Here is a 24,176-nt window from a genome sequence, read left to right as displayed (position 1 = left end):
TTCATAATCTCTTAATGATCTTCTCGATGCTTCGTCAGCATCAAGCTAGGTCGGCTATATTACGCTTTATTTCTAAAGTGTCAACTGGTAATTTAAATTATTTTAAACTTTCTTTCTAAAACCCAACTCAATCATTCTTAACCAAGTCATTGTTTTATCAGAAGTTTTAATCTTCATCACCGCCGATGGATGTGCATTATAGGTGAAATATTTCGCCTTGCAACCCCTCTTTTTAAGTTTTATGAGTTTTTTAGTCCGAACGGTTATTTATTCGGCAAAATCATTTAGATCTGTATTATTCTTGCTCAAAATTAGCAGTATGCTTATTTTCCAATATTAGCTACACTACTTTTATGTTCATTCGTGTTGTATTGAAATGACTCAAAATTTAAAAATAATAACCTTGCTGTCATTTGTAGCAATGCAAACACCTATTTTGTATGCTGCACCTGCATCAAATCTTTATAACACTACATTCTCCATTTTAGCGTATGCAAAATGGCAAGCTAGCACGCCCAAACTTTGTGTCGTAAATCAAGATAATATTGCACAACAATTCAAAAAACATGCCCCATTACATAATAAATATGACATTCAACCCATTCAAAGCCATGAAATATCTAAAAGTAATTGTCAAATATTAATTTTTTCTACGCTTTCTGCTGCACAAGAACAACATACCTTAAATACTCAAGTTCGATTTCCAGCCCTATCTATTAGTTTAAACAATCTGGAATGTGAAACTGGCAGCGCTTTTTGTCTTTATAAAAAAAATGATAACTATGCTTTTAAAGTCAACATGGAAAGCTTGACTCAATCTCAAGTGCATATTGATCCGCGTGTATTACTGCTTGCAAAAACATCGGAGTCAAACTCATGAAGCAGTTATACACTCCAATTACCTTGCATCAATTATTCACACGCGCACAACTCACTATCTTTGCTCTGACTTTTACAATTTGTTCAATGATTTTTCTGGTCATTTCAACCTACACCATGAACACCTTCGCAAAAAATAGTTTGCAAAGTTTATCTGCAGCATTAAATGAACGTATTCAACCAGCTGTTGTATTCAATGACCAAATAACACTGAACGAAATTCTGTCTGAACATACGCAGCGTTATTCTATTCGTTCAATTGAAGTACGCTCACCTAAACAGACACGTATTGCCTTTATTGAACAGCAAGGTCTAGAGCATTTTTCAATTCAGGCTTTATTGGACTATCTGTTTTTTAATCATCCTGTTCGGCTGAGTATTGACCATGATCAGCAAAACTATGGTGAGTTGGTGGTGTATGGAAACTCTAGTGACTTGGTCAGTTTTTTTTATAAAATCGTTTTAGGATTAATTTTCGGTTTTATTTTGCTTTTAATTGCTGTGTTTTGGTCAATTAATTCAATTTATCAATATCTCATGCAATCTTTAAGTTCTATTGTCAGCTCGGCACAGGAGATCAGTGCACAAAAAAATTATAAGCTGCGCGTTTCAAGTTCAGATATTCAAGAACTTCATGAACTAAGTTATGCCTTTAATGGCTTACTCAATGAGATTGAACAATCCCATAAGAATTTATTGGTTGAAAATCATAAATTGCAATTTCAGTCGCAATACGACAATTTAACGCAGTTGCCAAATCGTAATTATTTTTATGAAACACTGTTTAAGCTATTTACCCAGCCTTCTGCTACGGCTGCAGTATTTTTTTTAGACATTAATAACTTTAACCAAATCAATAACCAATTTGGGCATTTGACGGGCGATAATATTTTACGTGATTCATCACATTGTCTAATTCAGATTTTGCCCTCACATGCGTTTGTTGCGCGTTTAGGTGGCGATGAGTTTGCAGTAATCTTAACTGGCTCACACTCCACCGCAGAATTAGAGGATTATTGTCAAAAGATTCATGCTTGCTATACCTCTACATTTAAGTATGAACAGCAACAAGTTTCCTTAAATGTCAGTATTGGCGTAGCATTGATTGAATATGCAAAAACTCCTGAAAATTTAATTGCCGATGTCGATCGCGCAATGCTCAAAGCCAAACGTGATCAATCAAAATGGTATATTTCACCTCAATCAAACAATAAACAGGTTCCTTATGCTTAAAAAGGTTCTGATCACTTCCCTCATTTTAGTTATGGTTTCGCTCAGCGCATGTATGAGCTTAGGCAATGTCAGCTATAAACAAGCACGTATGCTTAAAAATGAAGGGTTTGTTTTGAGTGATGATGGCTGGACCTTAGCCCTGCCTGAACGCTTGTTATTTGGTTTTGATGAATACGCCATTCAAAATAGCCAAAAAGAACGCCTCAACCAATTGGCACAACAGCTGCATAAATATGACTTGGATAAACTCAAGTTTATTGGTCACACAGACAACGTAGGTTTAGCCAGCTACAATCAAACCCTATCGGAAAAACGCGCCCAAAATGTGGCTCAGATCTTTTTAGATCAGGGTTTTGAAAGAAAAAATATTCAGGTGATTGGACGTGGTGCAACACAACCAATGGTAAGCAATGACACACCAGCAAATCGTGCCACCAACCGACGCGTCAATGTGACGATTGTGCCTTAATAAAAAAGACACTAAAACTTTTCTTATATTGAGCCTCATTCTTGAGGCTTTTTTATGCCGACCAATAACTAATATGAAGCCAATTTTAAACCTAACAAGGCTTTCACAAATTTCAGGCATAAAAAAACCACTTAACGCGGTATCTTTATTGACTTGACCATTTCTACTTAGCATCTGTTCTATTTAAAAAATGGTCGGAGCAGTAGGATTCGAACCTACGACCCCCTGGTCCCAAACCAGGTGCACTACCAGGCTGTGCTATGCTCCGAAATTGGGGTGAATGACGGGATTCGAACCCGCGACAACTGGAATCACAATCCAGGGCTCTACCAACTGAGCTACATCCACCATCATGTTTGGTTCTTTTATACCAAGCTACCAAAAAATGGCGCGCCTGACAGGATTCGAACCTGTGACCATCCGCTTAGAAGGCGGATGCTCTATCCAACTGAGCTACAGGCGCATGACCGATGATACATAATATCATGCGATACGTTGCCTTGAAGAATTGGTCGGAGCAGTAGGATTCGAACCTACGACCCCCTGGTCCCAAACCAGGTGCACTACCAGGCTGTGCTATGCTCCGATTCATCTCAGCTTTTTGTGTATCGCACATCGTGCGGTACGGTGTGCATTCTAGGCGCGACGCCCGAAGACGTCAACACCTATATTTAAAAAAAATTAAAAAAAAGCTTCAACCGTATATTTATCAAGCATTTTTGATATTTTTCAATCAATTTTAGCGTTTTAAGCTCGCACTGAAATTCAACATACGATCTAGTGGTAATTTAGCACGTTCTGCCATGGCAGGTTCAACGAATACTTCTTGATCACCTGTTTGCAATACATGCAAAATTCCATCCAATTCATTCATCGCCATCCACGGGCAGTGTGCGCATGAACGACAGGTTGCACCCTCACCTGCAGTTGGTGCTTCAATTAGAATTTTATTTGGTACAGCTTGCTGCATCTTGTAGAAAATACCGCGGTCTGTTGCCACAATTAAACGCTCGTGTGGCAAAGTTTTTGCCGCTTGAATAAGTTGCGAGGTACTGCCCACTGCATCAGCTACATCAATAACTGATTCTGGTGATTCTGGATGCACCAAAACTGCTGCATCCGGATACATGGCTTTCATATTGGCTATACCGCGTGAACGGAATTCTTCATGCACAATACACGAACCATCCCAAAGCAGCATATCTGCGCCAGTTTTCTTTTGAATATAGCGTCCTAAGTGCTGATCTGGCGCCCAAATGATTTTTTCACCTAAGCTATCGAGATGTTCAATAATTTCAACCGCACAGCTTGAGGTAACGACCCAATCTGCACGCGCTTTTACCGCAGCGGACGTGTTGGCATAAACCACGACTGTATGATCAGGATGCGCATCACAGAAGCGGCTAAACTCATCGACAGGACAACCTAAGTCTAGCGAACAAGTCGCTTCTAAAGTTGGCATAAGAATGGTTTTTTCTGGCGATAAAATTTTGGCAGTTTCGCCCATAAATTTTACACCAGCTACGACCAACGTGGTTGCCGCATGATCACGACCAAAACGTGCCATTTCCAGTGAATCCGAAACACAGCCACCTGTTAATTCAGCCAGTTCCTGTACTTCAGGATCGCAGTAATAATGGGCAACCAAGACAGCATTGTGCTTTTCGAGTTCTGCTTTAATTTGCGCAAATTTTTCCTGCTTGGCTTGCTCACTCAAATGATGTTCTTTGGTTTCACCCAAGCGATCTAAATGCGCCTGCACAATTGATTTGGCTTCATTGGCAATTAAATTGGTCGCATCATTCATAACAACGTCTTCTCTATCTTCATGCTTGCCCGAACACAAGCTTACTCAAGTCACTGATGATATGGGGGCAATTTACTCATTCACCAGCCCTTTGCCGATTGAATGCTAAAAAAGCCTCACAACGGAGGCTTTATCACTCAATTTGAATTTTTACGAACGGTAATCCGCGTTGATCTTGACATAATCGTAAGACAAGTCACAAGTATAGACTGTATCTGTCGCTTGACCACGTCCTAAATTTACACGAATGGTCATTTCGGTTTGTGCCATGACTCGCGCGCCCGCTGCTTCGGTATAGTCGGCAGCAGCACCGCCATCTTTGCAAATTTGCACATCATCCAACCAAACCTGAATTTTTTCAACGTCTAAATTTGGCACGCCTGCATAACCAATTGCAGCAAGAATACGCCCCCAGTTTGGATCTGAGGCAAAAATGGCCGTTTTTACCAATGGTGAATGTGCAATGCTGTACGCAATATCACAACATTCTTGGGTATTGTCACCATCTTCAACACGTACCGTGATGAATTTTGTTGCACCTTCACCATCACGGATAATCAGTTGTGCCAAACGCAACATCACACGATTCAAAACATCTAATACCACAGCATAACGCGGGTCATTTTCACTGCAAATTTCAGTGCCACCCGCCTGACCTGTCGCCACCAAGATACATGAATCATTGGTCGAGGTATCGCCATCTACAGTAATACGGTTAAATGATTGTTCTACGCTGCGTTTGAGCAATTGCTGCAAGATGTCACGTTGAATTGGTGCATCGGTTGCAACATAGCTAAGCATGGTCGCCATATTTGGGCGAATCATACCTGCGCCTTTAGAAATACCTGTCATACTATAAGTAATGCCATCTAACTCAAACTGCTCAGATGCACCTTTGGGTGTGGTATCTGTGGTCATAATACCTGTCGCAGCATCATGCCAAGCATCCTCACGTAACGATGCCAGCGCAGGCGCTAAACCAGCAACCAAGCGCTCAATCGGCAATTGCTCACCAATCACACCTGTAGAAAATGGCAAAACTTCTTGGGTAGATACACCTGCCAATTCAGCCAATTTGGCACAGGTGATTTCTGCATTTTGCATACCCAATTTGCCTGTACCCGCATTGGCATTACCTGTATTAATGACCAAATAACGCGGATTGCCTTGAGCTAAATGTGCTTTGGACACATGCACAGGCGCAGCGCAAAATGCGTTTTGAGTAAATACGCCCACTACATTTGAGCCTGCTGCAAATTCAAAAATAACCAGGTCACGTCGGTTCTGATAACGCACATAAGCCTCTGCTGAACCAATTTTTACACCTTTGACCACATGCATGTGTGGCATAGAGACGTCACCAACTGCCATTTTGAAATTTCCAGTACAAATTTGAGAATGTCACAGCTTAGTGGAAATTGAAGAAAAAATCGAGCATCCTCCCTGCTTGACTCAACTTTTGTTAATACACAAGGTCATATATAAAAAACCAGCCCGTATGGACTGGTTTTAATCTTCAATGTAATGCATCAGCAACTAAAATTATACTGATTGAGCCTATTTGGATTATGGCGTAGTCGCAACCACGGTTTCACCCAATAAAGCCTGTTTTGCACGTTCTTGACTTGCTGCAGATAAAGCAGGATTTGCAGCCACAATACGATTTACATTGGCAGCATTCGCAGGTGCAATCGCTGCAGTATGCAACACGATTGGACGCTGATCTGGATTGGCAAAGGTATAACGAATACCTGTGCGTGGGCTTGCCACAGTCACGTGACCATTATCCACTTGTACCTGTGCAGTGGTCGCACCCACAGCAGCTTGAACTTTTGCAGGAGTTGTCGTTGTTGCCGCATTTGCAAATGCGAAAGTAGGCAAGCTCAAGGCAACAATCATTAAAGGTTGTAATACTTTTTTCATTTTTTGTTCCACACGTGGATATTGCATGTGCAACTAAATAGCATTTAATTCCAAAATCTGCAAATGCTATACACATCTTGCAAAACTATTACCACAAAGATTTTGCGCCCCAAAATACAAAAAGCAGAACCAAAGTTCTGCTTAAGTTGTAACAAGTCAGGTTTAGATTTTACCGTGACACTGTTTATATTTCAGTCCTGAACCACATGGGCATGGCGAGTTACGGCTCGCAGGCGCAACAACAGTTTGCTCAGCAGCACTATACTGTGGTTCTGATTCAAAGGTTTCGCCCGTTAAACCGTCTACATCAGCATGTGAAAGATTAAGCTGCATCGCTTCTGCTTGCGCTTGCTGTTGAGCTTCCATCGCTGCCAATTCTTCAGGTGTTGGGACATGCACACGCGAAAGATCGGTCACGACATCGGCTTTAATCACACCCAACATATTCACAAATAAGTTAAAGGCTTCTTTTTTGTACTCTTGCTCAGGGTTCTTTTGTGCATAACCACGTAAATGAATCCCTTGACGCAAATAGTCCATAGCCGCCAAATGATCTTTCCAATGACGATCAAGTGAACTGAGCATAAAGTGGCGTTCTAACATCGCTGCAGATTCATCACCCATTTGCTCACGACGTGCACGATAACGTGTGACAATTTCATCGGCAATACGTTCTACTAAAGCTTCTTCATCTAGGCGACGATCATCTTCGAGCCATTGGTTAATTGGTAATTCGATGCCCAAATCATCACGCAAGGCACGCTCTAAACCTTCAATATCCCATTGATCATGAATCGATTCTGGTGGAATATAATTGGCGATCATACCTGTGACCACTTCACGGTGCATTTCTTCAATATAGTCTTGCAGCGTGCTTTCTGCCAGAATATCATCACGCTGTGAATAAATGATCTTACGTTGTTCGTTGTTTACGTCATCGTATTTCAACAAGTTTTTACGGATGTCGAAGTTACGTGCCTCAACTTTACGCTGTGCATTTTCGATAGAGCGTGACACCATTTTGTGTTCAATCGCTTCATCTTCCTGCAAGCCCATAGCACGCATCATTGCTACAACACGATCACCTGCGAAAATACGCATTAAGTCATCTTCAAGTGACAAATAGAAACGTGACACGCCTGGGTCACCCTGACGACCTGCACGACCACGCAACTGGTTGTCAATACGGCGCGATTCGTGACGTTCTGAACCAATAATGTGTAAGCCACCTGAACTTAACACCATGTCGTGATTTTGTTCCCACTCTGCCTTTAAACGCGCTTCATCTTCAGGGGTTGGGTTTTCAATTTTGGCTAGCAGGGCTTTCCAGTTACCACCTAGCAAAATATCTGTACCACGGCCTGCCATGTTCGTGGCAATAGTCACCGCACGTGGTGAGCCTGCTTGCGCAATAATGTCAGCTTCGCGTTCGTGTTGCTTCGCGTTCAATACTTCGTGCTGAATACCCGCTTCACGCAGTTTATCCGATAAAATTTCTGAAGCTTCAATGGTCGCTGTACCAATCAGAATTGGTGCGACACCTGCTTCATGCACACGTTGAATTTCTTGAATAATCGCGTTGTATTTGCCTGTACGGTTTAAATAAATTAAATCGTTTTGGTCGTTACGAATCATTGGTCGGTGGGTTGGAATGATGACCACATCAAGACCATAAATTTCTTTCATTTCTGCAGCTTCAGTGTCTGCAGTACCCGTCATTCCCGAAAGCTTTTTGTATAAACGGAAATAGTTCTGGAAGGTTGTGGTCGCTAAAGTCTGGTTTTCGGGCTGAATTTCTAGACCTTCTTTGGCTTCTACCGCTTGGTGCAAACCTTCTGACCAGCGACGGCCAGGCATGGTACGACCTGTGTTTTCATCGACAATAATCACTTCACCATCATGGATGATGTAATGCACGTTGCGTTGATACAAGAAGTGCGCACGAATAGCTGCAGATACGTGATGCACCAAATTCAGGTTAGATGCAGAATACAGACTTTCGCCTTCTGCCAATAAACCCATTTGAATTAATTCATTTTCTACCGTTTCATAACCAATTTCGGTCATTTCTACAGTACGTTGTTTTTCATCAATCCAGAAATGTCCACCATCGGCTACTTTTTCTTCTTTTTGTGCATGCAATTTTGGCGGAATGGTGTTGATTGCTGCATATAACTGCGATGAGTCATCACTTTGACCAGAAATGATTAATGGGGTACGTGCTTCATCAATTAAGATCGAGTCCACTTCATCAATAATGGCATACGTCAGGCCACGCTGTTTTTTCTCACTCAGTGAGAACACCATGTTGTCACGCAAGTAGTCGAAACCAAATTCGTTATTGGTACCGTAAGTAATGTCTGCACGATAAGCCTGTGCTTTTTCAGTCGGGTCTTGCATGGAGTAGATAATGCCAATGCTTAAACCTAAAAACTCAAATAAAGGACGGTTGAGTTCAGCATCACGCTGCGCCAAGTAGTCATTCACAGTAATGACGTGCACGCCCTGACCGCTTAAAGCATTTAAATAGCAGGCCAAAGTTCCCATTAGGGTTTTACCTTCACCTGTACGCATTTCTGCAATTTTACCTTCGTGCAAGGTAATACCACCAATCAACTGCACGTCATAGTGACGCATGCTCATGACACGTTTAGCCGCTTCACGACATACTGCAAATGCTTCTGGTAATAATTTATCTAAACTTTCGCCTTTGTTATAACGTTGTTTGAATTCTTCGGTTTTTGCAGATAAGTCTGCATCGCTTAAGGCAGATATCGTCGGCTCGAGCGCATTAATCTTGTCTACGATTTTACGCATGCGTTTGAGTTCGCGCTCATTTTTAGTACCGAAGATTCCTCCGATCAGACTTGCCAACATGAATAAACTCTCTAAATCTTGCTTGTCAAATAAATAGGTTTTTCTTAGTGGTTATTATGGTGCTAGAAATTTGAAGTACAAGGGTTTTGCACAAAAACCTATTAAAAATTCCAATCTCTACTTGCCATTTCTCGCTGCTAAGTGGCAGTTAATGTAACAAATTTCGAGCGGACGATATATAGCAATCACACATCAATCTATTTTGAAAATGCAATAAAAACGACACAGCATATTCAATTTACTCATAAGCACATACAAAAACACTATTTAATTCTGCAAAAGGAATGGCGCATAGTAGTACGCACACATCACACAACAAAACAAGACAGAGGTACACAATGACTATTCGCTTAGGTGACACTGCACCCAACTTCACGCAAGATTCAAATGAAGGCCCAATTGATTTTTATGAATTTTTAGGTGACAGCTGGGGCATTCTATTTTCGCATCCTGCCGATTACACACCTGTCTGCACCACCGAGCTAGGCTATACCGCAAAACTGAAAGATGAATTCAGCAAGCGCAATGTCAAAGCGATTGCACTTTCTGTAGATGATGCTGAATCTCATAAAGGCTGGATTCAAGATATTAACGAAACTCAAGATACAACGGTTAATTTCCCAATTCTTGCTGACCAAGATCGTAAAGTGTCTACCCTGTACGATTTTATTCACCCGAATGCCAGCGAAACACTGACTGTCCGCTCATTAATCATTATTGATCCAAATAAAAAAGTACGCTTGATCATTACTTATCCTGCTTCTACAGGACGTAATTTCCACGAAATTTTACGTGTCATTGATTCACTACAACTGACTGACAATTACAAGGTTGCAACGCCTGCCAACTGGCAAGATGGTGAAGATGTGGTCATTGTGCCTGCCATTCAGGATGAAGCGGAACTTAAAGAACGCTTCCCAAGTGGATATAAAGCCATCAAGCCTTATTTACGTTTGACCAAACAACCGAACCGCACTTAATTAAGTGTTACATGAGCAAGCCTATCTTCGGATAGGCTTTTTACAATCAAAGCATTTGAAACACGCCTAAATTCAATCAGCATTAAAAAAGGATTTAACCCAAAAGATTAAATCCTTTTTAATAAACATTTTGATCGAATGATCTAGTCACGTTTATCTAACGGTACCCAGTCAATCACCCATGCAGATTTCATATTCAAACTTGGGTCTGCGGTAATTTTCTTGCGGGTTGCATCTGCAGCATCACGGTCTTTAGATGGCCCTACCATAATCCGCACACCTTTAGAGGTTGGACTTTGGGTGACTTTATAACCTTTGGCTTTTAATTTAGCCGCCAAAGCATCAGCATTGGCTTGGTTGGCTGCCAAAGCCACTTGTACCATCCACTGCTTGTCGCCTTCTTCCAGTAACTTACGCGCTTTTTCTGCTTCAGCCTTTTTCTTAGCGGCTTCTTCGGCTTTACGCTTTTCATCTGCTTTACGTTTTTCTTCAGCAGCCTTACGTTCTGCTTCTTTTTTCGCTTCTGCCGCTTTACGCTCTTCTTCAGCTTTACGTTTTGCATCGGCTTGGCGTTTTTCTTCAGCCTTGCGCTTCTCTTCCGCAATTCGTTTTTCTTCAGCTAGCCGTTTTTCATCTGCAGCTTTTTTCTCTGCGGCACTACGCTCTTGTGCTGCTTTTTGCTCTGCAGCCTTCTTGGCATCTGCTGCCTTTTGCTGCTCTAACTTCTTTTGCTGAGCGGCTTTTTCATCAGCCAAACGTTTTTGCTTAGCCTGTTCATCTTCCACCAGTTCAGGTGGAATATTGTCTGAGCTTTGCTGCTGACCTGAACGCAGGGCATTTAAAGCTGCGTATTCTTCTGCTGCTTTACGTGCTGCTTCAGCTTCAGCCTGTTGCTGCATTGCCAAAAATTCGGCTGCGCGCGCTTCTTGCTCTGCCACTGCTTTTTCACGTGCACGGCGTTGTTCTTCAAGCAGACGCTGCTCGGTTTGCACATCGACAGTTAAAGGCTGCAATTGCACCATTTCTGCTTGATTGGCATTTTTATTCTGAACTTGTTCAGCTTGGCTTGGGGTTTTCACATTATTTTGATGTATTTCTTCTTGCCCTTTTAAAAGCAATGCTGCCAATAAAACACCACCACCTAATAAAACAACGCCACCCATCCAGCGCTGTTTGTTATTCATTGACATTCTTCCAAATACTCCCATACCGCTTCTAAGGTATGAAATGATCCACATACCAAAATCAGCTGATTATTTTTTGTTTCATCCAGTGCTGATTTAAAAGCCAATTGTATACTGTCGAAGTGTTGTATTGTTTCGCCTTGCAAAGCCTGATCCAAAACCGTGATCTCTGCCGCACGAGGCACATTTAATGTGGCAATTTTCCACATTACGACACTATCTTTCAATAACTCAACCACAGAATTTATATCTTTATCTGCAAGCATTGAAAAAACACTGACCACTTCAGTGTACTGTTTATTGTAATTTAAGAAATTGCGCAATTGCTTTAACAAAAATTCAACGCCATGCGGGTTATGTCCTGCATCAAAAATCACGGTTTTGCCCTGAATTTGACGAATTTCAAAACGTCCCGCCAATTTGGCCGTTTGAATACCTTGTGCAATTGCGTCTTGGGTGATTTCTAAACCACTGTGCAAGACTGCTGCCACAGCCGTTGAAATATTATCGAGGGCTAAACTGCCTGTTGGAAGTTTTAAGGTACAACCCGATGCAGCAAACATCCACGACTCACCATCTTGCATGTCCCGATAAAAATAATCACGATTCAGGGTAAACAATGGTGCATTACAAGCTGCTGCCTTATCTTGAATAGCTTGAGGCAAATCTTGCTGACCTGCAAAAATGACAGGAATGTTAGGACGAATAATGCCTGCTTTTTCATAGGCAATTTTTTCGATGCTATCGCCTAACCAATCGACATGGTCTAAACCGATATTGGTAATAACCGCCACATCTGGATTAACGACATTGACCACATCTAAGCGTCCGCCTAAACCGACTTCAAGCACCCACACATCGCAGTCACGTGCTTTAAAAATCACAAAGGCTGCCAAAGTCGTGGCTTCAAAGAAAGATAAACTCAGATCGCAATCACGTCGTGCTTGATCGACTTGCACAAAAGCATCAATCAAACTTTGGTCATCGACCTCGACACCTGCTAATTTGACCCGTTCATTAAAACGGTAAATATGCGGCGATTGGTACAACCCAACCCGATAGCCCTGCGCATTTAAAATAGCCGCTAAAGTGGTTGTGGTTGAGCCTTTGCCATTGGTTCCCGCAACCGTAATGACTTTAGCTTTAGGATGGGTTACACCCAATTTTTCTGCAACGGGAATGACCCGTTCCAAACCTAAATCAATACCCGTAACGTGAACATGGCTCCAATAATTGAGCCATGTGTTTAAATCATCGGTTGCAAGAGGTGCTGTGTTCAAGGCAAGTTCATCAGTTTCGCAAGAATACGATAAACTGTATCACGTAATGCATGACGATGGACAATTTGATCGACCACACCATGATCAAGTAAGTATTCTGCACGTTGGAACGGTTCTTCCAGTTTTTCACGTACAGTTTGCTCAATGACACGTTTACCCGCAAAACCAATCATCGCTTTAGGTTCTGCAATGTGCACATCACCCAGCATCGCCAATGATGCAGTTACACCACCATATACAGGATGTGTTAATACTACGATGTAAGGTAAGCCTGCTTCTTTCATACGTTGAATTGCTGCAGAAGTACGCGCCATTTGCATTAATGACAACATGCCTTCTTGCATACGCGCACCGCCCGATGCTGCGAAGCAAATTAACGGTTGTTTTTGCTGAATCGCACGTTCAGCAGCTTGCACAAAACGGTCACCCACTACGGTACCCATTGAGCCGCCCATAAAATCAAACTCAAATGCACAAGCAATGACTGGCATATCTTTTAATAAGCCCTGCATCACCACTAAAGCTTCGGTTTCACCCGTTTTCTTTTGCGCTTCAGTCATACGCTCAGGATAAGCTTTGCTGTCTACAAATTTGAGTGGGTCTTTGGCAGAGAATTCTTGACCTAATTCGTTTTGCACTTGGTCAAAGAACCAAGTTAAACGCTCACGCGCTTTCATACGTAAATGTTCATCACATTGTGGGCATACATAAGCGTTGAACGACATTGCCGTACGTGTCACCAAGGCATGACATTCTGGACATTCAATCGTTGGTTCAGTAAAGATCGCTTTTAACGCTTGTTGCTCATCTGGTGTTTCAATACCAGGTACACCACGTGCAGTCCACGGCGTCGATGGGCTTAGAATTTTCCCTGTTTTCACTTCTTGATTCATACTAACTCATCGAGCGCAGCTCGAAGCTCCTTCACTTTATTAACCGTTGCAATGACGGCTTGTTCTGGTGCTAAGCTCGCAAATTGTTTTACAAAAGCACTTCCGACAATGACTGCGTCGGCAGCCGCGCCCATTGCTTTGGCAGATGCAGCATCACTGATGCCAAAACCCACACCCACAGGCACGTTGGTTACAGCTTTAATCTGTTGGATGCGGGTTGCTGCTTCTGCAACATCAAGTGTTGCTGCACCCGTCACGCCTTTCAAAGAAACATAATAAATAAAGCCACTGGCTTGGTTTGCAACAAATTGAATACGCTCTGGTGTAGAAGTTGGCGCTAACAAGAAAATTTGATTCATCCCATATTTATTCAGGACTTCATCAAATTCTTGGGCTTCTTCAGGTGGTAAATCGACCAGAAGTACACCATCGACACCACAGTCATGTGCATATTCAACAAACTTTTCATAACCAATGACTTCTACAGGGTTTAAATATCCCATCAATACCACAGGAGTTTCCTGATCTTTTTGACGGAACTCTTTGACCATGTTTAAAGCATCTAGCGTATTGGTTCCACCTGCCAACGCTCGCTCTGCAGCGAGGGCAATTACTGGACCATCAGCCATTGGGTCTGAAAACGGCAAACCTAATTCAACGACATCTACCCCTGCCTCGACCATTTGATGTAACAACGGAACTGTGACTTCTGGATGAGGGTCACCTGCCATAACATAAGAAACCAAGGCCTTACGCTGTTGAGATTCAAGCTGTGCAAATCGTGTGGCTAAACGTGACATAGGGTTGTATTTTCCTTGAATGATTAAAACTGAGACATTTGCTATTGTAGAAATACAAATTGACCCATTGTAACGCTATTTTTTACTCAATGAATAGCGCACAGGCATGAGTTGCTGCATTTCTGTTTGCAAAACGATTTATTCAGAACAACCGCGAGGCTACATTTACTGATATTTGCGCTTTTTTCTCAATGATCAAAGATGCCTAATTTTGCCTGCTTATCGGTTTTTGAAACTTGCTCAATCGTGCTTTTAAATTTAAAAATATTGATAAAAATAAACAACTTCAGGTTTTATCTTAGGCTTTATCAACCTTGCAAAAGCTGATTCGGTCATGGCTACACACAGCTTATTTTCAATCTCTTAGCGCGAAATCACCTGTTGATAATGAGCCAATCCATACTATTTATGGCGTATTTTGCTGTAGAGAAAGTGCATCCTCAGCTTGCTGCAACTGCTGTTTACGTTTTAGCAAGGTCTGTCCTGTACAGGCTTTATAGGCACGCGCCAAAGCCGATTGGTCTGAATAACCCAACAACTGTGCAATATCGCTTAGGCTCACATTTTGTCGCAGTAAGTTTTCACAGCGCTGCATCCGTTCTATTTCCAGAATCTGTTTAAAACCCGTACCTTCCTGTTTAAGCTGACGCTGTAACGTACGCCCTGAACGAAATAAACGCTGCGCCACCCATTCAATGCTCGGCACTTGCTGTTCATAACGTAAATAATGCGCCACCTGCTCTTGGACTTGCTGCTGCACGGTTTCTAATTGTGGTTTTAACGCAATCGCATCTTCAGCTTGTTTGGTGAGTAAATGAATTAAAGAGGGATCGGCTTGCTGTGGTTTTAAACTGAGGCTTTCTAAATTTAAAACAATTTGATATTCCGCTTGCTTAAATAAAACCTTACAACCATAAAACTTTTCATAATGCAGCATCGCCATACGCGGTGCATGGGCAAAATGAATCTCCCGTATCGGAGAGTGTTGAAAATCAAAAATTTGCATGGCCAATTGAGTCATACAGGCAAAAGTCATTTCATGAACCAAGCTGTATTTTTCATCCACCAACGGCCATGATAAATATAAAGCATCTGGTTGTTGTTCCAGTCGCATCGGTACGGCTGCCGTACCATCTACCACCAAACGACTAAAACGCATCATATATTGAAGGGCTTCTGCAACACTATTACTACGCGATGCCATATAGCCGAGCACACCAAAATGTTCAGGCTGAATATAACGCGCCAATTCAAAAACAAGCGTTGGACAATCTAAAAACTGAATACTGTGTTGGATGATCTCATTAAAAAATTGATAAGACGATTGGGTATCCATAGGCAATGCTAACACATGCTGTAAATGCTGCAATTGTGCAGGCGAAAATCCAAGCTGCTCAGGAACTCTGCCCTGTGCAGATAAATAGCGTAACCAAAGTTGATAATAGCCATTTGGAATTTGAATTTCGCTCATGTGCTTGCTCATTTTGACATGCATCATTTTCTTTTGTCGTTTAATGTATAAAAACTGGCAAATACTGTCAAAACAAATCTGCCAAAGCCCGACATAATGCAAACAGGATTGACCAGAGTGAAATAAAATAAAATGAATGCACTTGTCCAATATCATGTTGCGCCCATAGTACGCAGCAATCTCGATTTTAAATTAGCCGATGTGCCGCGTTACTGGTTTGCAGGTGACCCGTTTTTGACCCGCATGTTTGATGCTTTAAGCCTGACTTTTCCTGATGGCGAGCGTTATTTCATTCAATCGGTACGTTTGTTCCGTGATCAAATTCAAGACCCAGACTTAAAACAACGTGTTGCCGATTTTATTCGGCAAGAAGCTCAGCACGGCATTGCACACGACAAAATGAATCAGGTTATGAAAGATCAAGGCATGCCTGTAGATCAGTTTATTCAGCGTCTAAACAAAGTGTTTAAGTTTGAACTGAAATATCGCTCGCCCCAATACAACATCGCCATGACAGCGGCTGCGGAACATTTAACTGCACTTATGGCAGAAACTTTTTATGGCGAAAAAGACACGCTACAAGATGCACATCCTTATGTCCGCGCCTTATTTGCATGGCATGCGATTGAAGAAATGGAACATCGTGATGTGGCGTTTGATGTGATGCAACAGGTGGGCAATGTGCCTGAAGTGACCCGAAAAATGGCGTTGGTGCTGACCACAGGTTTAATGTTCGGATTTACCCTGTACCGCGCCAATGTCATGCTGAGATGCGATGGGTTTAATCGTACCCAGCGCCTTAAAATGAATGTACGTGGCTTGCAATGGCTGTTTGGCAAACAAGGGAAATTACGCAAAATGCAATCACAATATCGTGATTGGTTTAAACCTGACTTTCACCCTAGCCAACATCCAATCATCGCGCAATATGATGTCTGGCTTGAGACTTTGGCGCAAACAGGCGACCCAATTCAGGCAGGTGAAGCATTTTGGCAGGCAGGAAAATAAAGCTTTTGGTTTTGCTTGGCTTTTAACCAATGAACACCTAAGCATTGCTTAGCTTTATACAAACTTGCCTCTAATATCTTTATATAAAGTAAGGCATAAGGCAATGCTGAGTCATATCTTATTATTTCTTATTTATGAGTGACCAACACAGTTTAAGCGTAAGAGATCGCTGTTACTGTTACAGCTCCATCTCCTACGCAGAAAAAGGTTTTAGTCCTGATTCATAATAAAAAAGTATTGGCGATAATATTTCAGCTCAGCAATCGAATCACGAATATCATCCATCGCCAAATGCGACGCATTCTTTTTCAAACCGCTCATAATTTCTGGACGCCAGCGCTTTGCCAACTCTTTCACTGATGAAACATCCAAATTACGATAATGGAAGTACTGTTCCAATTCAGGCATTAAACGGTGTAAAAAACGGCGGTCTTGGCAAATTGAGTTGCCACACATTGGCGATGTTTTAGGATTGACCCATTTTTTTAGAAACTCAATGGTTTGCTGCTCTGCATCCTGCGCAGTGAGTTTGCTGCGACGCACACGCTCAATTAAGCCCGATTGTCCATGCTGACGTGTATTCCACTCATCCATGGCATTTAAAATACGATCAGGTTGATGCACAGCCAGCACAGGACCTTCTGCCAAAATATTTAAATGATCATCGGTCACAATGGTAGCCACTTCAATAATTTGGTCGTTATCGGTATCTAAACCTGTCATTTCCAAATCAATCCAAATGAGGCGAGTATCAGGCGTGCTGCTCATAAATGTGCAATCTTATTCGGCTTAAAAACAGCATAATAGCAAATTTCTTGCTTCTTGGCTGTAACTGTGCCCCCGCTTCATGCTATTTTTGCCATCCTGAGTTCATGGTTTTTTTAGGATATGAATGGCTTTAATTCGTAAGCGTCGATTGACTGAACAACAGCAACGTCGAATTGAAAAACAACACAAGTCACGTCAGGCAGACATTGACACTTCACATGATTTAGAAGGCTTGGTGGTACAACACTATGGTCGTCAATTAGAAGTTCAGGCTTTATCTGTTCCTGAAATTCATCCTGAAAAACCGGTGGTGCACGCAGGTGAGCCAGAACCATTTTGGAAACCTATTGAAATGGGAAGTATTTGGCGCTGTCACACTCGTACCAATTTAGAATTATTGGTGACGGGAGATCGGGTCAAATGGCAAGCCGATCCGAATACAGGTTTAGGGATTATTACCGCGATTCATCCACGCCAATCTTTATTGACCCGACCTGATCGTTATCACAAAGTTAAACCTGTTGCCGCCAATATCAGTTTGATTGTGATTGTTTTTGCGCCTTTGCCTGAACCTGCACCGGGCTTGATTGACCGCTATTTGGTTGCTTGTGCCGATGCCGATATTCCCGCCTTATTGGTCTTAAACAAATCTGATTTGCTCAAAGAAAACGACCCGATTTTAGACTTGCTTAAGGAATATCAAGACTTGGGGTATGAAGTCATGCAAACCCAGTCCGATGCGAATTTAGAGCATTTGGCGGCACGTTTGGCAGGTGAAACGGTGGCTTTTGTTGGACAATCGGGTGTGGGGAAAAGCTCGCTGATTAATGCCATCGTGCCTGAAGCGGCGCAAAAGACCAATATCATTTCAGAAAACTCAGCACTTGGACAACACACCACAACCTCTACCCGCTTAATTGGCTTTGGAGATGGTGCAGCCTTAATTGACTCACCGGGGATTCGTGAATTTGGTTTATGGCACTTAAGCCAAGATAAAATTCAAAATGGTTTTCCTGAAATTGAAAACCTGCTGGGGCATTGCCAATTCCGCAACTGTACCCATAAACATGAAAAGCAATGTGCGCTGCGACTGGCTGCTGCAGAAGGTGAAATATTATCGCGTCGTTTAGACAGTTATTTAAGACTGTGTGATGAAATTGCCGAAGCGCAACAAAAAAATTAATTTTATTATGGCGCTGCTCTTGAAGCGGTGTTTTTGATCGCCATATTTATACGCTATACTCTTGAACAATTTTGACATTGTAATTAGGTGACTTGTGGAACGTTGGTTCGAATTTATGGGGAATCATCCCTTCTTATTTGGGACGCTGGCTGTATTGGTAGTGTTGTTCTTTGTGTTAGAAGGTCAACGCAATGGTCGCAAAATTTCCCCACAATCTTTGGGTATTTTAGTCAAAGCTAAAAATGCCATGTTGATTGATTTACGTGATGCCAAAGATTTTCGTGAAGGTCATATCAGTGGTAGCCGCAATATTCCCTATAGCCAAATTACCAAGCATGTTGAAGAGTTAAAAACCTCAGATCGTCCATTGGTCTTTATCTGTAACTTGGGTCAGGTTGCAGGCAGTGCTTTACAACAGGTCGCACATACCGATGCCTATCGTTTAGATGGCGGTATTAGCAACTGGAAAGCACAAGGTTTACCTTTAGTAAAAAGCAAATAGTTTTACCCAATATTTTTCGCAAGGAGAACAATCATGGCTGAAGTCACTATTTATTCAACGACTGTATGTCCATACTGCATTCGTGCAAAACAACTCCTTGAGCGTAAAGGCGTTGCCTATAAAGAAATTAATTTGTCGAATGAAGCGCCTGAAGTACGTGTTGAATTAATGCAACGCACCAATCATCGTACCGTTCCACAAATTTTCATCAATGACCAGTTTATTGGCGGCTTTGACCAATTATATGCGTTAGATCGCGAAGGCAAGCTCGATCAATTATTGGCATAAACATAACACGATAACCAACTCTTAAGGATTTAACATGAGTGAAGAACAACAAGCTCAACCACAATTGGCATTAGAGCGTATTTATACCAAAGACATTTCTTTTGAAGTTCCTGGGGCACAAGTATTTACCAAAGAATGGCAGCCTGAATTGAACATCAACCTGTCATCTTCTGCAGAAAAAATTGATCCAACCCACTTTGAAGTAGCATTAAAAGTTGTGGTTCAAGCCAACAACGCGGGCGATACTGCATTTATTGTTGATGTTACCCAAGCTGGTATTTTCCTGATTGATGGCGTTGAAGAAGAGCGTTTACCGTACATTCTTGGCGCATACTGCCCGAACATTTTGTTCCCATTCTTGCGTGAAGCAGTGAATGATATGGTTACCAAAGGCAGCTTCCCACAATTATTGTTAACGCCAATCAACTTCGATGCCGAGTTTGAAGCCAATATGCAACGTGCTCAAGCCGCTGCAGCTGAAGGTCAAGCTTAATTCGCGATTGGATATAAAAAAACCGCTGAAATTTCAGCGGTTTTTTATGTCATCCGTTTGCTGATGGACGATCAAAATTAAAAATCATCATCCTGAGATGGATCTCGATACAAGGCATCATGAATCGCTTCGACCAATTGCTGCGCAATTTCCTGTTTCGAGGCTTTTTCCAAATCGCGTTTTTCCATACGGTAGCTTTCGGCAAAAAATACCGTCATGGCATTTTCATCGGAAGCAAAACCAATATCGGCACGGGAAACGTCATTGCAGGCAATCATATCCAGTTTTTTCGCCACCAACTTGCCTGCTGCATACTCTTCTACATTGCGGGTTTCTGCAGCAAAGCCAACCATAAACGGACGTTTTTCCTGTTGCGCAATGGTCGCAACAATATCAGGGTTTTTGACCAACGCCACATTCAGCTCATCGCCTGATTTTTTAATTTTATGTTCCGCAATTTCTGCCACACGGTAATCTGCCACCGCGGCTGTAGCGATGAAAATATCACAGCCTTGTTCAAGCATCTGCAAACTGGTATCTAGCATTTGAATTGCAGAAGACACATTAATTCGCTGTACCCCATTTGGCGTATCTAAACTAACTGGGCCTGCAATAAGCGTGACTTTTGCCCCTGCTGCATAACAGGCTGCAGCCAAAGAAAAACCCATTTTGCCTGTACTATGGTTAGAAATATAACGCACAGGGTCTAAAGCTTCGCGGGTTGGGCCTGCTGTAATGGTGACATTTTTGCCTGCCAACATGCCAAATTTTTCCACCAAAGCACGCTGTGCCTGATGAAAATACTGCGTCACCTGATGCGCCAAAGCTTCAGGTTCTGGCATACGCCCTAAACCAACATCTCCACAGGCTTGTTCGCCCGCATCGGGCATAATTACATGCACGCCATCTTCCACCAAAGTGGTTAAGTTACGCTGTGTGGCTTTGGCTGCCCACATTTGCTGATTCATGGCAGGTGCAACCCAAACTGGTGCAGTGGTGGCTAAATATAAAGTACTGAGCAAATCATCGGCCAGACCTGCAGCAAATTTGGCTAAGGTGTCGCAACTGGCGGGCGCAACCAAAATTAAATCGGCCCACCGTGCCAATTCAATATGCCCCATGCCTGCTTCGGCTTCGGTATCTAATAATTCGGTATGTACAGGATTGCCCGACAATGCTTGAAAGGTCAGCGGTGTAATAAAAGCTTGTGCCCCTCTGGTCATGACCACGCGAACACTAAACCCTGCATCCTTTAAACGACGCACTAAAATCGCACTTTTATAGGCCGCAATGCCGCCTGTCACAGCTAAAATAATGTTTTTATGAGGGAGTACGCTTAAATCGAAGCTCACAAATAAGCCACCTTTTTGTTGCAGTGGGGCTCACAATAGCATTAAATAATGTCATTCCCAAGAGATCTGTTGGGATTTAAGTTTCAAATTTAGAATAACAAAGTCAAATAACAATGCATTTATCTATTAAACATTGGCCTGAACAAGAACGGCCACGTGAACGTCTCATTCAAAATGGTGCTGCCAGTTTATCTGATGCCGAACTATTGGCTATTTTTTTGCGCTCAGGCTCACAGCAACATTCTGCGGTGGAGTTGGCACGATTGCTAATTCAGCATTTTGGCAATCTCACTACTTTACTCGATGCACCCATTGCCGAGTTGTGTCAATTTCACGGCATGGGTAACAGTAAATATTCACAGCTCATGGCAGTTAAAGAACTTGGACGGCGCTATGTAGCCGAACATTTAAAACAAGATGCACTTGAGCTTAGCAATTCCAAACGCTTGATGGAGTATCTGCGTTTTGAACTTTTGGGCGAAACCCAAGAAGTGTTTGCGGTGCTTTGCCTTGATGCCTGTTTACGCAAAATCAGCTTTAAAAAATTATTTTATGGTGCATTAAATTCGTGTGAAATTTCCATTAATCAATTGCTACGTTTTGCGATTAGTCAACATGCCACAGCGATTGTGATTGCACACAATCATCCTTTCGGCTTACCACAACCTTCACCTGCAGATTTAGTCCTGACGCAGCAGATTCAGCAAGCCTGTCAGTTGCTAGAGCTGCGTTTGATCGATCACTGTATCATCTCAAGTGAAGGTAATTTTTCCTTTGCCGAACAACAACTGCTTAAATTTGAGCACACTTAAAATTTGTATATTGACAAAGCCTGCACAAGCACAGAAGATCATCAAAAAATTGTGATGATTCTAATAAAATGATAGTCGATCAACCCAGTGTATTTAACTTACTGTTTTCTTGGCGGGGCACGATTTTACCGAAGGTCTTACCGCCTTTGGGCTTGGTGATGTTGATCTCCACCATTATTGGCGGTTTGTCTTATATTGGTTATTTTCATTTTCCAGAATTGCCTTTGGTTGGCTTTACTTTAATTGGGGTGGTGCTGTCGATTTTTTTGGGCTTTAAAAACTCTGCCTGTTATGACCGTTGGTGGGAGGCACGTAAACTTTGGGGCATGCTGATTGCCAACGCGCGCCACTTTGACCGCGACTGCCGTATACTTAGTCAAGCACGACGTGAACGCGTCATTCAGCACGTCATTGTATTTGCCAATGTCTTGCGCGACCGCCTGCGTCATCAAACTGCCAATCCAACCGAGTTAATTCAAACCAGTGGCATGAGTCAGCAAGCAATTACCCAACTGTATCAACAAGCCAATGCGCCGCAATACACGCTCAGTTTGATTCAATGGGAGTTAATGCAAGCACTTAAAGAGGGCGAAATTTCCGATATTATTTACACACAAATGAATCAACACGTCACAGAGCTGAGTTTGGTACTCACGGGTTGTGACCGTATTGCTACCACACCGCTCCCTTTTGCGTATTCAGTCCTACTTAACCGAACAGTGTACTTTTTCTGTTTTATGTTGCCCTTTAGTTTAGGGTCTACACTCGGATTGGCGACTCCGCTTTTGGTCGGTATTTTGGCTTATACTTTTTTAGGTCTGGATGCGCTCAGTTCTGAAATTGAAGAACCTTTTGGCACGCAAAGCAATGACTTACCTTTAGATGCCATGGTAAGAACCATTGAAATTGAATTATTGGGTACGTTGGGTAAACCAACGCCACCACCAATTCAGGCACAGGACAATAATTTGCTTTAGACCCTCTTCCCAACCTTCTCCCAGAGGGAGAAGGAGTTTTTATCCTTTCTAAATTTTAATAATGGATATCACATCTGCTTATATGAGAAGGTTGGGATGAGGGAGTTACTCAACAAAACTCTCCCAAATCCCAATTTGACCATCTTTCACCCGCGGAATATTGCCCAATTTAATCCACGGCATATTTTCACCATGAAAATCGCTGCCGACAGATACTTTTAGACCATGTTCAGCAATCATGCGATCCACCATTTGACGGGTCGATGCAGGGTCAATATTAGGCGGCAATTCCACTGCATCACCCCCATATTTGGCAAAAATTTCAATCAAATAACGAATATTGGTCGCAGATAAATCATAACGGGTTGGATGCGCCAACACGGCAAAACCCTGACTGTCATGAATTACCCGAATCGTATCTTCCAAACTCAAGCCATCAAATTTCACATAAGCCTTTTTGCCTTCTTTGATGTATTTATCAAATGCTTGCTGCACACGCGTTACAATGCCTTTTTCTTGTAAGGTTTTGGCAATGTGCGTACGGGTAATCCGATCTGCTACGCCTTCGACTTTAAGAAGTACATCATTATAAATATCTTGTCCAATCAGCGGAGTGAGTAAATCACAAATTTGTTTGGCACGTTCTGCACGAATTTGTTTTTGCTGTTCCAGCAGCGCCTGTAAAGGTGCAGGATTTTGCATGTTTAGCGCCACCACATGCACGCTATAGCTTTTTTTAGTGGCAGGACGTGACCATTGACTGGAAATTTCCACTCCCGAAATAATCTTTAAATCTTGCCCCTGAGCCGCTTGCTCTGCCAAAGCCAGCCCATCCATTGTGTCATGATCAGTCAATGCCAAGGTATGAATGCCCTGCTGAATTGCCGCAGACACCAATTCTCCAGGTGACAAAGTTCCATCAGAAATATTACTGTGTGTATGTAAATCTACGCCGTGCATCACTTATACTATGTCATTTATTTGATCAGATTTAGAT

General features: G+C 42.3%; 23 protein-coding genes and 4 tRNA genes. 11 read left to right on the top strand and 16 right to left on the bottom strand.

Annotated features, from left to right (window positions below):
• Positions 1 to 376: 376 nt before the first annotated feature.
• From FTV28_RS11680 to FTV28_RS11670, 3 genes are read left to right on the top strand one after another with little or no spacing between them, the layout of a single operon-like run.
• Positions 377 to 880 (top strand): YfiR family protein, encoded by a 504-nt coding sequence (locus FTV28_RS11680; protein ID WP_096902398.1) that lies wholly within the window; start codon positions 377 to 379, stop codon positions 878 to 880.
• Positions 877 to 2,112, top strand: coding sequence for a diguanylate cyclase (locus FTV28_RS11675; protein ID WP_104853067.1), 1,236 nt, complete (start codon positions 877 to 879; stop codon positions 2,110 to 2,112). Before FTV28_RS11680 ends, FTV28_RS11675 begins: the two co-directional genes overlap by 4 nt.
• On the top strand, positions 2,105 to 2,581 hold the full coding sequence (locus tag FTV28_RS11670) for an OmpA family protein (protein WP_179990542.1): 477 nt from the start codon (positions 2,105 to 2,107) through the stop codon (positions 2,579 to 2,581). Before FTV28_RS11675 ends, FTV28_RS11670 begins: the two co-directional genes overlap by 8 nt.
• Before the next feature lie 191 nt (positions 2,582 to 2,772).
• Here FTV28_RS11670 and FTV28_RS11665 read toward each other — a convergent pair.
• The 8 genes from FTV28_RS11665 to secA form a co-directional block, all read right to left on the bottom strand.
• A tRNA-Pro gene (locus FTV28_RS11665) sits at positions 2,773 to 2,849 on the bottom strand.
• 4 nt (positions 2,850 to 2,853) lie between these two features.
• Positions 2,854 to 2,929: transfer RNA gene (locus tag FTV28_RS11660), tRNA-His, on the bottom strand.
• 38 nt (positions 2,930 to 2,967) lie between these two features.
• Positions 2,968 to 3,044: transfer RNA gene (locus FTV28_RS11655), tRNA-Arg, on the bottom strand.
• Positions 3,045 to 3,090: 46 nt separating this feature from the next.
• Positions 3,091 to 3,167, bottom strand: a tRNA-Pro gene (locus FTV28_RS11650).
• A 153-nt stretch (positions 3,168 to 3,320) separates the two neighbouring features.
• Positions 3,321 to 4,388 carry a quinolinate synthase NadA gene (gene nadA / locus FTV28_RS11645; RefSeq protein ID WP_179990540.1) on the bottom strand — a complete coding sequence of 356 codons (1,068 nt, stop codon included), beginning with the start codon at positions 4,386 to 4,388 and terminating at the stop codon, positions 3,321 to 3,323.
• Between the two features lie 150 nt (positions 4,389 to 4,538).
• Positions 4,539 to 5,759, bottom strand: coding sequence for a bifunctional glutamate N-acetyltransferase/amino-acid acetyltransferase ArgJ (argJ, locus tag FTV28_RS11640; protein WP_131261960.1), 1,221 nt, complete (start codon positions 5,757 to 5,759; stop codon positions 4,539 to 4,541).
• A gap of 195 nt (positions 5,760 to 5,954) precedes the next feature.
• On the bottom strand, positions 5,955 to 6,311 hold the full coding sequence (locus FTV28_RS11635) for a hypothetical protein (RefSeq protein WP_026438462.1): 357 nt from the start codon (positions 6,309 to 6,311) through the stop codon (positions 5,955 to 5,957).
• 162 nt (positions 6,312 to 6,473) lie between these two features.
• Positions 6,474 to 9,188: a preprotein translocase subunit SecA gene (gene secA / locus FTV28_RS11630; RefSeq protein WP_179990537.1), complete on the bottom strand. Its 2,715-nt coding sequence runs from the start codon at positions 9,186 to 9,188 to the stop codon at positions 6,474 to 6,476.
• Between the two features lie 338 nt (positions 9,189 to 9,526).
• Between secA and FTV28_RS11625 the strand changes: the two genes are divergently transcribed.
• Entirely contained in the window at positions 9,527 to 10,168 is a 642-nt protein-coding gene (locus FTV28_RS11625) for a peroxiredoxin (protein ID WP_179990535.1), read from the top strand.
• A 143-nt stretch (positions 10,169 to 10,311) separates the two neighbouring features.
• Here the strand turns inward: FTV28_RS11625 and FTV28_RS11620 are convergent, their stop codons facing one another.
• The 5 genes from FTV28_RS11620 to FTV28_RS11600 form a co-directional block, all read right to left on the bottom strand.
• Complete coding sequence (locus FTV28_RS11620; protein WP_179990533.1) at positions 10,312 to 11,352, bottom strand: SPOR domain-containing protein; 1,041 nt, start codon at positions 11,350 to 11,352, stop codon at positions 10,312 to 10,314.
• Positions 11,349 to 12,632: a bifunctional tetrahydrofolate synthase/dihydrofolate synthase gene (folC, locus tag FTV28_RS11615; protein WP_179990531.1), complete on the bottom strand. Its 1,284-nt coding sequence runs from the start codon at positions 12,630 to 12,632 to the stop codon at positions 11,349 to 11,351. Before folC ends, FTV28_RS11620 begins: the two co-directional genes overlap by 4 nt.
• On the bottom strand, positions 12,629 to 13,525 hold the full coding sequence (gene accD / locus FTV28_RS11610) for an acetyl-CoA carboxylase, carboxyltransferase subunit beta (RefSeq protein WP_154321038.1): 897 nt from the start codon (positions 13,523 to 13,525) through the stop codon (positions 12,629 to 12,631). Before accD ends, folC begins: the two co-directional genes overlap by 4 nt.
• Positions 13,522 to 14,325, bottom strand: a complete 804-nt coding sequence (trpA, locus tag FTV28_RS11605; RefSeq protein ID WP_004976260.1) for a tryptophan synthase subunit alpha — start codon at positions 14,323 to 14,325, stop codon at positions 13,522 to 13,524. The genes accD and trpA overlap by 4 nt, the downstream gene beginning before the upstream one ends.
• A 406-nt stretch (positions 14,326 to 14,731) precedes the next feature.
• Positions 14,732 to 15,796: an AraC family transcriptional regulator gene (locus tag FTV28_RS11600; RefSeq protein ID WP_104853059.1), complete on the bottom strand. Its 1,065-nt coding sequence runs from the start codon at positions 15,794 to 15,796 to the stop codon at positions 14,732 to 14,734.
• A gap of 132 nt (positions 15,797 to 15,928) precedes the next feature.
• Between FTV28_RS11600 and FTV28_RS11595 the strand changes: the two genes are divergently transcribed.
• Positions 15,929 to 16,804: a metal-dependent hydrolase gene (locus FTV28_RS11595; RefSeq protein ID WP_004976256.1), complete on the top strand. Its 876-nt coding sequence runs from the start codon at positions 15,929 to 15,931 to the stop codon at positions 16,802 to 16,804.
• Between the two features lie 210 nt (positions 16,805 to 17,014).
• Here the strand turns inward: FTV28_RS11595 and orn are convergent, their stop codons facing one another.
• Positions 17,015 to 17,572: an oligoribonuclease gene (gene orn / locus FTV28_RS11590; RefSeq protein WP_004976254.1), complete on the bottom strand. Its 558-nt coding sequence runs from the start codon at positions 17,570 to 17,572 to the stop codon at positions 17,015 to 17,017.
• A 124-nt stretch (positions 17,573 to 17,696) separates the two neighbouring features.
• Here orn and rsgA point away from each other — a divergent pair, with 124 nt between their 5' ends.
• From rsgA to secB, 4 genes are all read left to right on the top strand, one after another.
• A complete protein-coding gene (rsgA, locus tag FTV28_RS11585) occupies positions 17,697 to 18,755 on the top strand; it encodes a small ribosomal subunit biogenesis GTPase RsgA (protein ID WP_154321039.1) in 1,059 nt (352 codons plus the stop codon).
• 94 nt (positions 18,756 to 18,849) lie between these two features.
• Entirely contained in the window at positions 18,850 to 19,257 is a 408-nt protein-coding gene (locus FTV28_RS11580) for a rhodanese-like domain-containing protein (RefSeq protein WP_004976250.1), read from the top strand.
• 30 nt (positions 19,258 to 19,287) lie between these two features.
• Complete coding sequence (gene grxC / locus FTV28_RS11575; protein ID WP_162164696.1) at positions 19,288 to 19,545, top strand: glutaredoxin 3; 258 nt, start codon at positions 19,288 to 19,290, stop codon at positions 19,543 to 19,545.
• 34 nt (positions 19,546 to 19,579) lie between these two features.
• Positions 19,580 to 20,038, top strand: coding sequence for a protein-export chaperone SecB (gene secB / locus FTV28_RS11570; RefSeq protein WP_004976246.1), 459 nt, complete (start codon positions 19,580 to 19,582; stop codon positions 20,036 to 20,038).
• 77 nt (positions 20,039 to 20,115) lie between these two features.
• Here secB and coaBC read toward each other — a convergent pair whose 3' ends face one another.
• A complete protein-coding gene (coaBC, locus tag FTV28_RS11565; protein WP_179990529.1) occupies positions 20,116 to 21,390 on the bottom strand; it encodes a bifunctional phosphopantothenoylcysteine decarboxylase/phosphopantothenate--cysteine ligase CoaBC in 1,275 nt (424 codons plus the stop codon).
• A gap of 113 nt (positions 21,391 to 21,503) precedes the next feature.
• On the opposite strand from coaBC, the gene radC reads away from it, so the two are divergent.
• Both radC and FTV28_RS11555 read left to right on the top strand, forming a co-directional pair.
• Positions 21,504 to 22,202, top strand: coding sequence for a DNA repair protein RadC (radC, locus tag FTV28_RS11560; RefSeq protein ID WP_154321040.1), 699 nt, complete (start codon positions 21,504 to 21,506; stop codon positions 22,200 to 22,202).
• A gap of 68 nt (positions 22,203 to 22,270) precedes the next feature.
• Positions 22,271 to 23,179: a bestrophin family protein gene (locus tag FTV28_RS11555; protein ID WP_154321041.1), complete on the top strand. Its 909-nt coding sequence runs from the start codon at positions 22,271 to 22,273 to the stop codon at positions 23,177 to 23,179.
• Between the two features lie 105 nt (positions 23,180 to 23,284).
• On the opposite strand, the gene FTV28_RS11550 is transcribed toward FTV28_RS11555, so the two are convergent.
• Positions 23,285 to 24,139 (bottom strand): PHP domain-containing protein, encoded by an 855-nt coding sequence (locus FTV28_RS11550; RefSeq protein WP_131261955.1) that lies wholly within the window; start codon positions 24,137 to 24,139, stop codon positions 23,285 to 23,287.
• Positions 24,140 to 24,176 lie beyond the last annotated feature (37 nt).

Origin of the sequence: Acinetobacter sp. YH12252, from assembly GCF_013417365.1 — a bacterium.
GTDB classification, from domain to species: Bacteria; Pseudomonadota; Gammaproteobacteria; order Pseudomonadales; family Moraxellaceae; genus Acinetobacter; species Acinetobacter towneri.
Note: the sequence above shows the minus strand (reverse complement) of the source record. Positions and strands in the feature narration are given on the sequence as shown.

Coding starts and splice junctions, on each gene's coding strand:
- FTV28_RS11680 (WP_096902398.1), top strand. CDS start 377: ATGACTCAAAATTTAAAAATAATAACCTTGCTGTCATTTGTAGCAATG.
- FTV28_RS11675 (WP_104853067.1), top strand. CDS start 877: ATGAAGCAGTTATACACTCCAATTACCTTGCATCAATTATTCACACGC.
- FTV28_RS11670 (WP_179990542.1), top strand. CDS start 2,105: ATGCTTAAAAAGGTTCTGATCACTTCCCTCATTTTAGTTATGGTTTCG.
- nadA (WP_179990540.1), bottom strand. CDS start 4,388: ATGAATGATGCGACCAATTTAATTGCCAATGAAGCCAAATCAATTGTG.
- argJ (WP_131261960.1), bottom strand. CDS start 5,759: ATGGCAGTTGGTGACGTCTCTATGCCACACATGCATGTGGTCAAAGGT.
- FTV28_RS11635 (WP_026438462.1), bottom strand. CDS start 6,311: ATGAAAAAAGTATTACAACCTTTAATGATTGTTGCCTTGAGCTTGCCT.
- secA (WP_179990537.1), bottom strand. CDS start 9,188: ATGTTGGCAAGTCTGATCGGAGGAATCTTCGGTACTAAAAATGAGCGC.
- FTV28_RS11625 (WP_179990535.1), top strand. CDS start 9,527: ATGACTATTCGCTTAGGTGACACTGCACCCAACTTCACGCAAGATTCA.
- FTV28_RS11620 (WP_179990533.1), bottom strand. CDS start 11,352: ATGAATAACAAACAGCGCTGGATGGGTGGCGTTGTTTTATTAGGTGGT.
- accD (WP_154321038.1), bottom strand. CDS start 13,525: ATGAATCAAGAAGTGAAAACAGGGAAAATTCTAAGCCCATCGACGCCG.
- trpA (WP_004976260.1), bottom strand. CDS start 14,325: ATGTCACGTTTAGCCACACGATTTGCACAGCTTGAATCTCAACAGCGT.
- FTV28_RS11600 (WP_104853059.1), bottom strand. CDS start 15,796: ATGAGCGAAATTCAAATTCCAAATGGCTATTATCAACTTTGGTTACGC.
- FTV28_RS11595 (WP_004976256.1), top strand. CDS start 15,929: ATGAATGCACTTGTCCAATATCATGTTGCGCCCATAGTACGCAGCAAT.
- orn (WP_004976254.1), bottom strand. CDS start 17,572: ATGAGCAGCACGCCTGATACTCGCCTCATTTGGATTGATTTGGAAATG.
- rsgA (WP_154321039.1), top strand. CDS start 17,697: ATGGCTTTAATTCGTAAGCGTCGATTGACTGAACAACAGCAACGTCGA.
- secB (WP_004976246.1), top strand. CDS start 19,580: ATGAGTGAAGAACAACAAGCTCAACCACAATTGGCATTAGAGCGTATT.
- radC (WP_154321040.1), top strand. CDS start 21,504: ATGCATTTATCTATTAAACATTGGCCTGAACAAGAACGGCCACGTGAA.
- FTV28_RS11555 (WP_154321041.1), top strand. CDS start 22,271: ATGATAGTCGATCAACCCAGTGTATTTAACTTACTGTTTTCTTGGCGG.
- FTV28_RS11550 (WP_131261955.1), bottom strand. CDS start 24,139: ATGCACGGCGTAGATTTACATACACACAGTAATATTTCTGATGGAACT.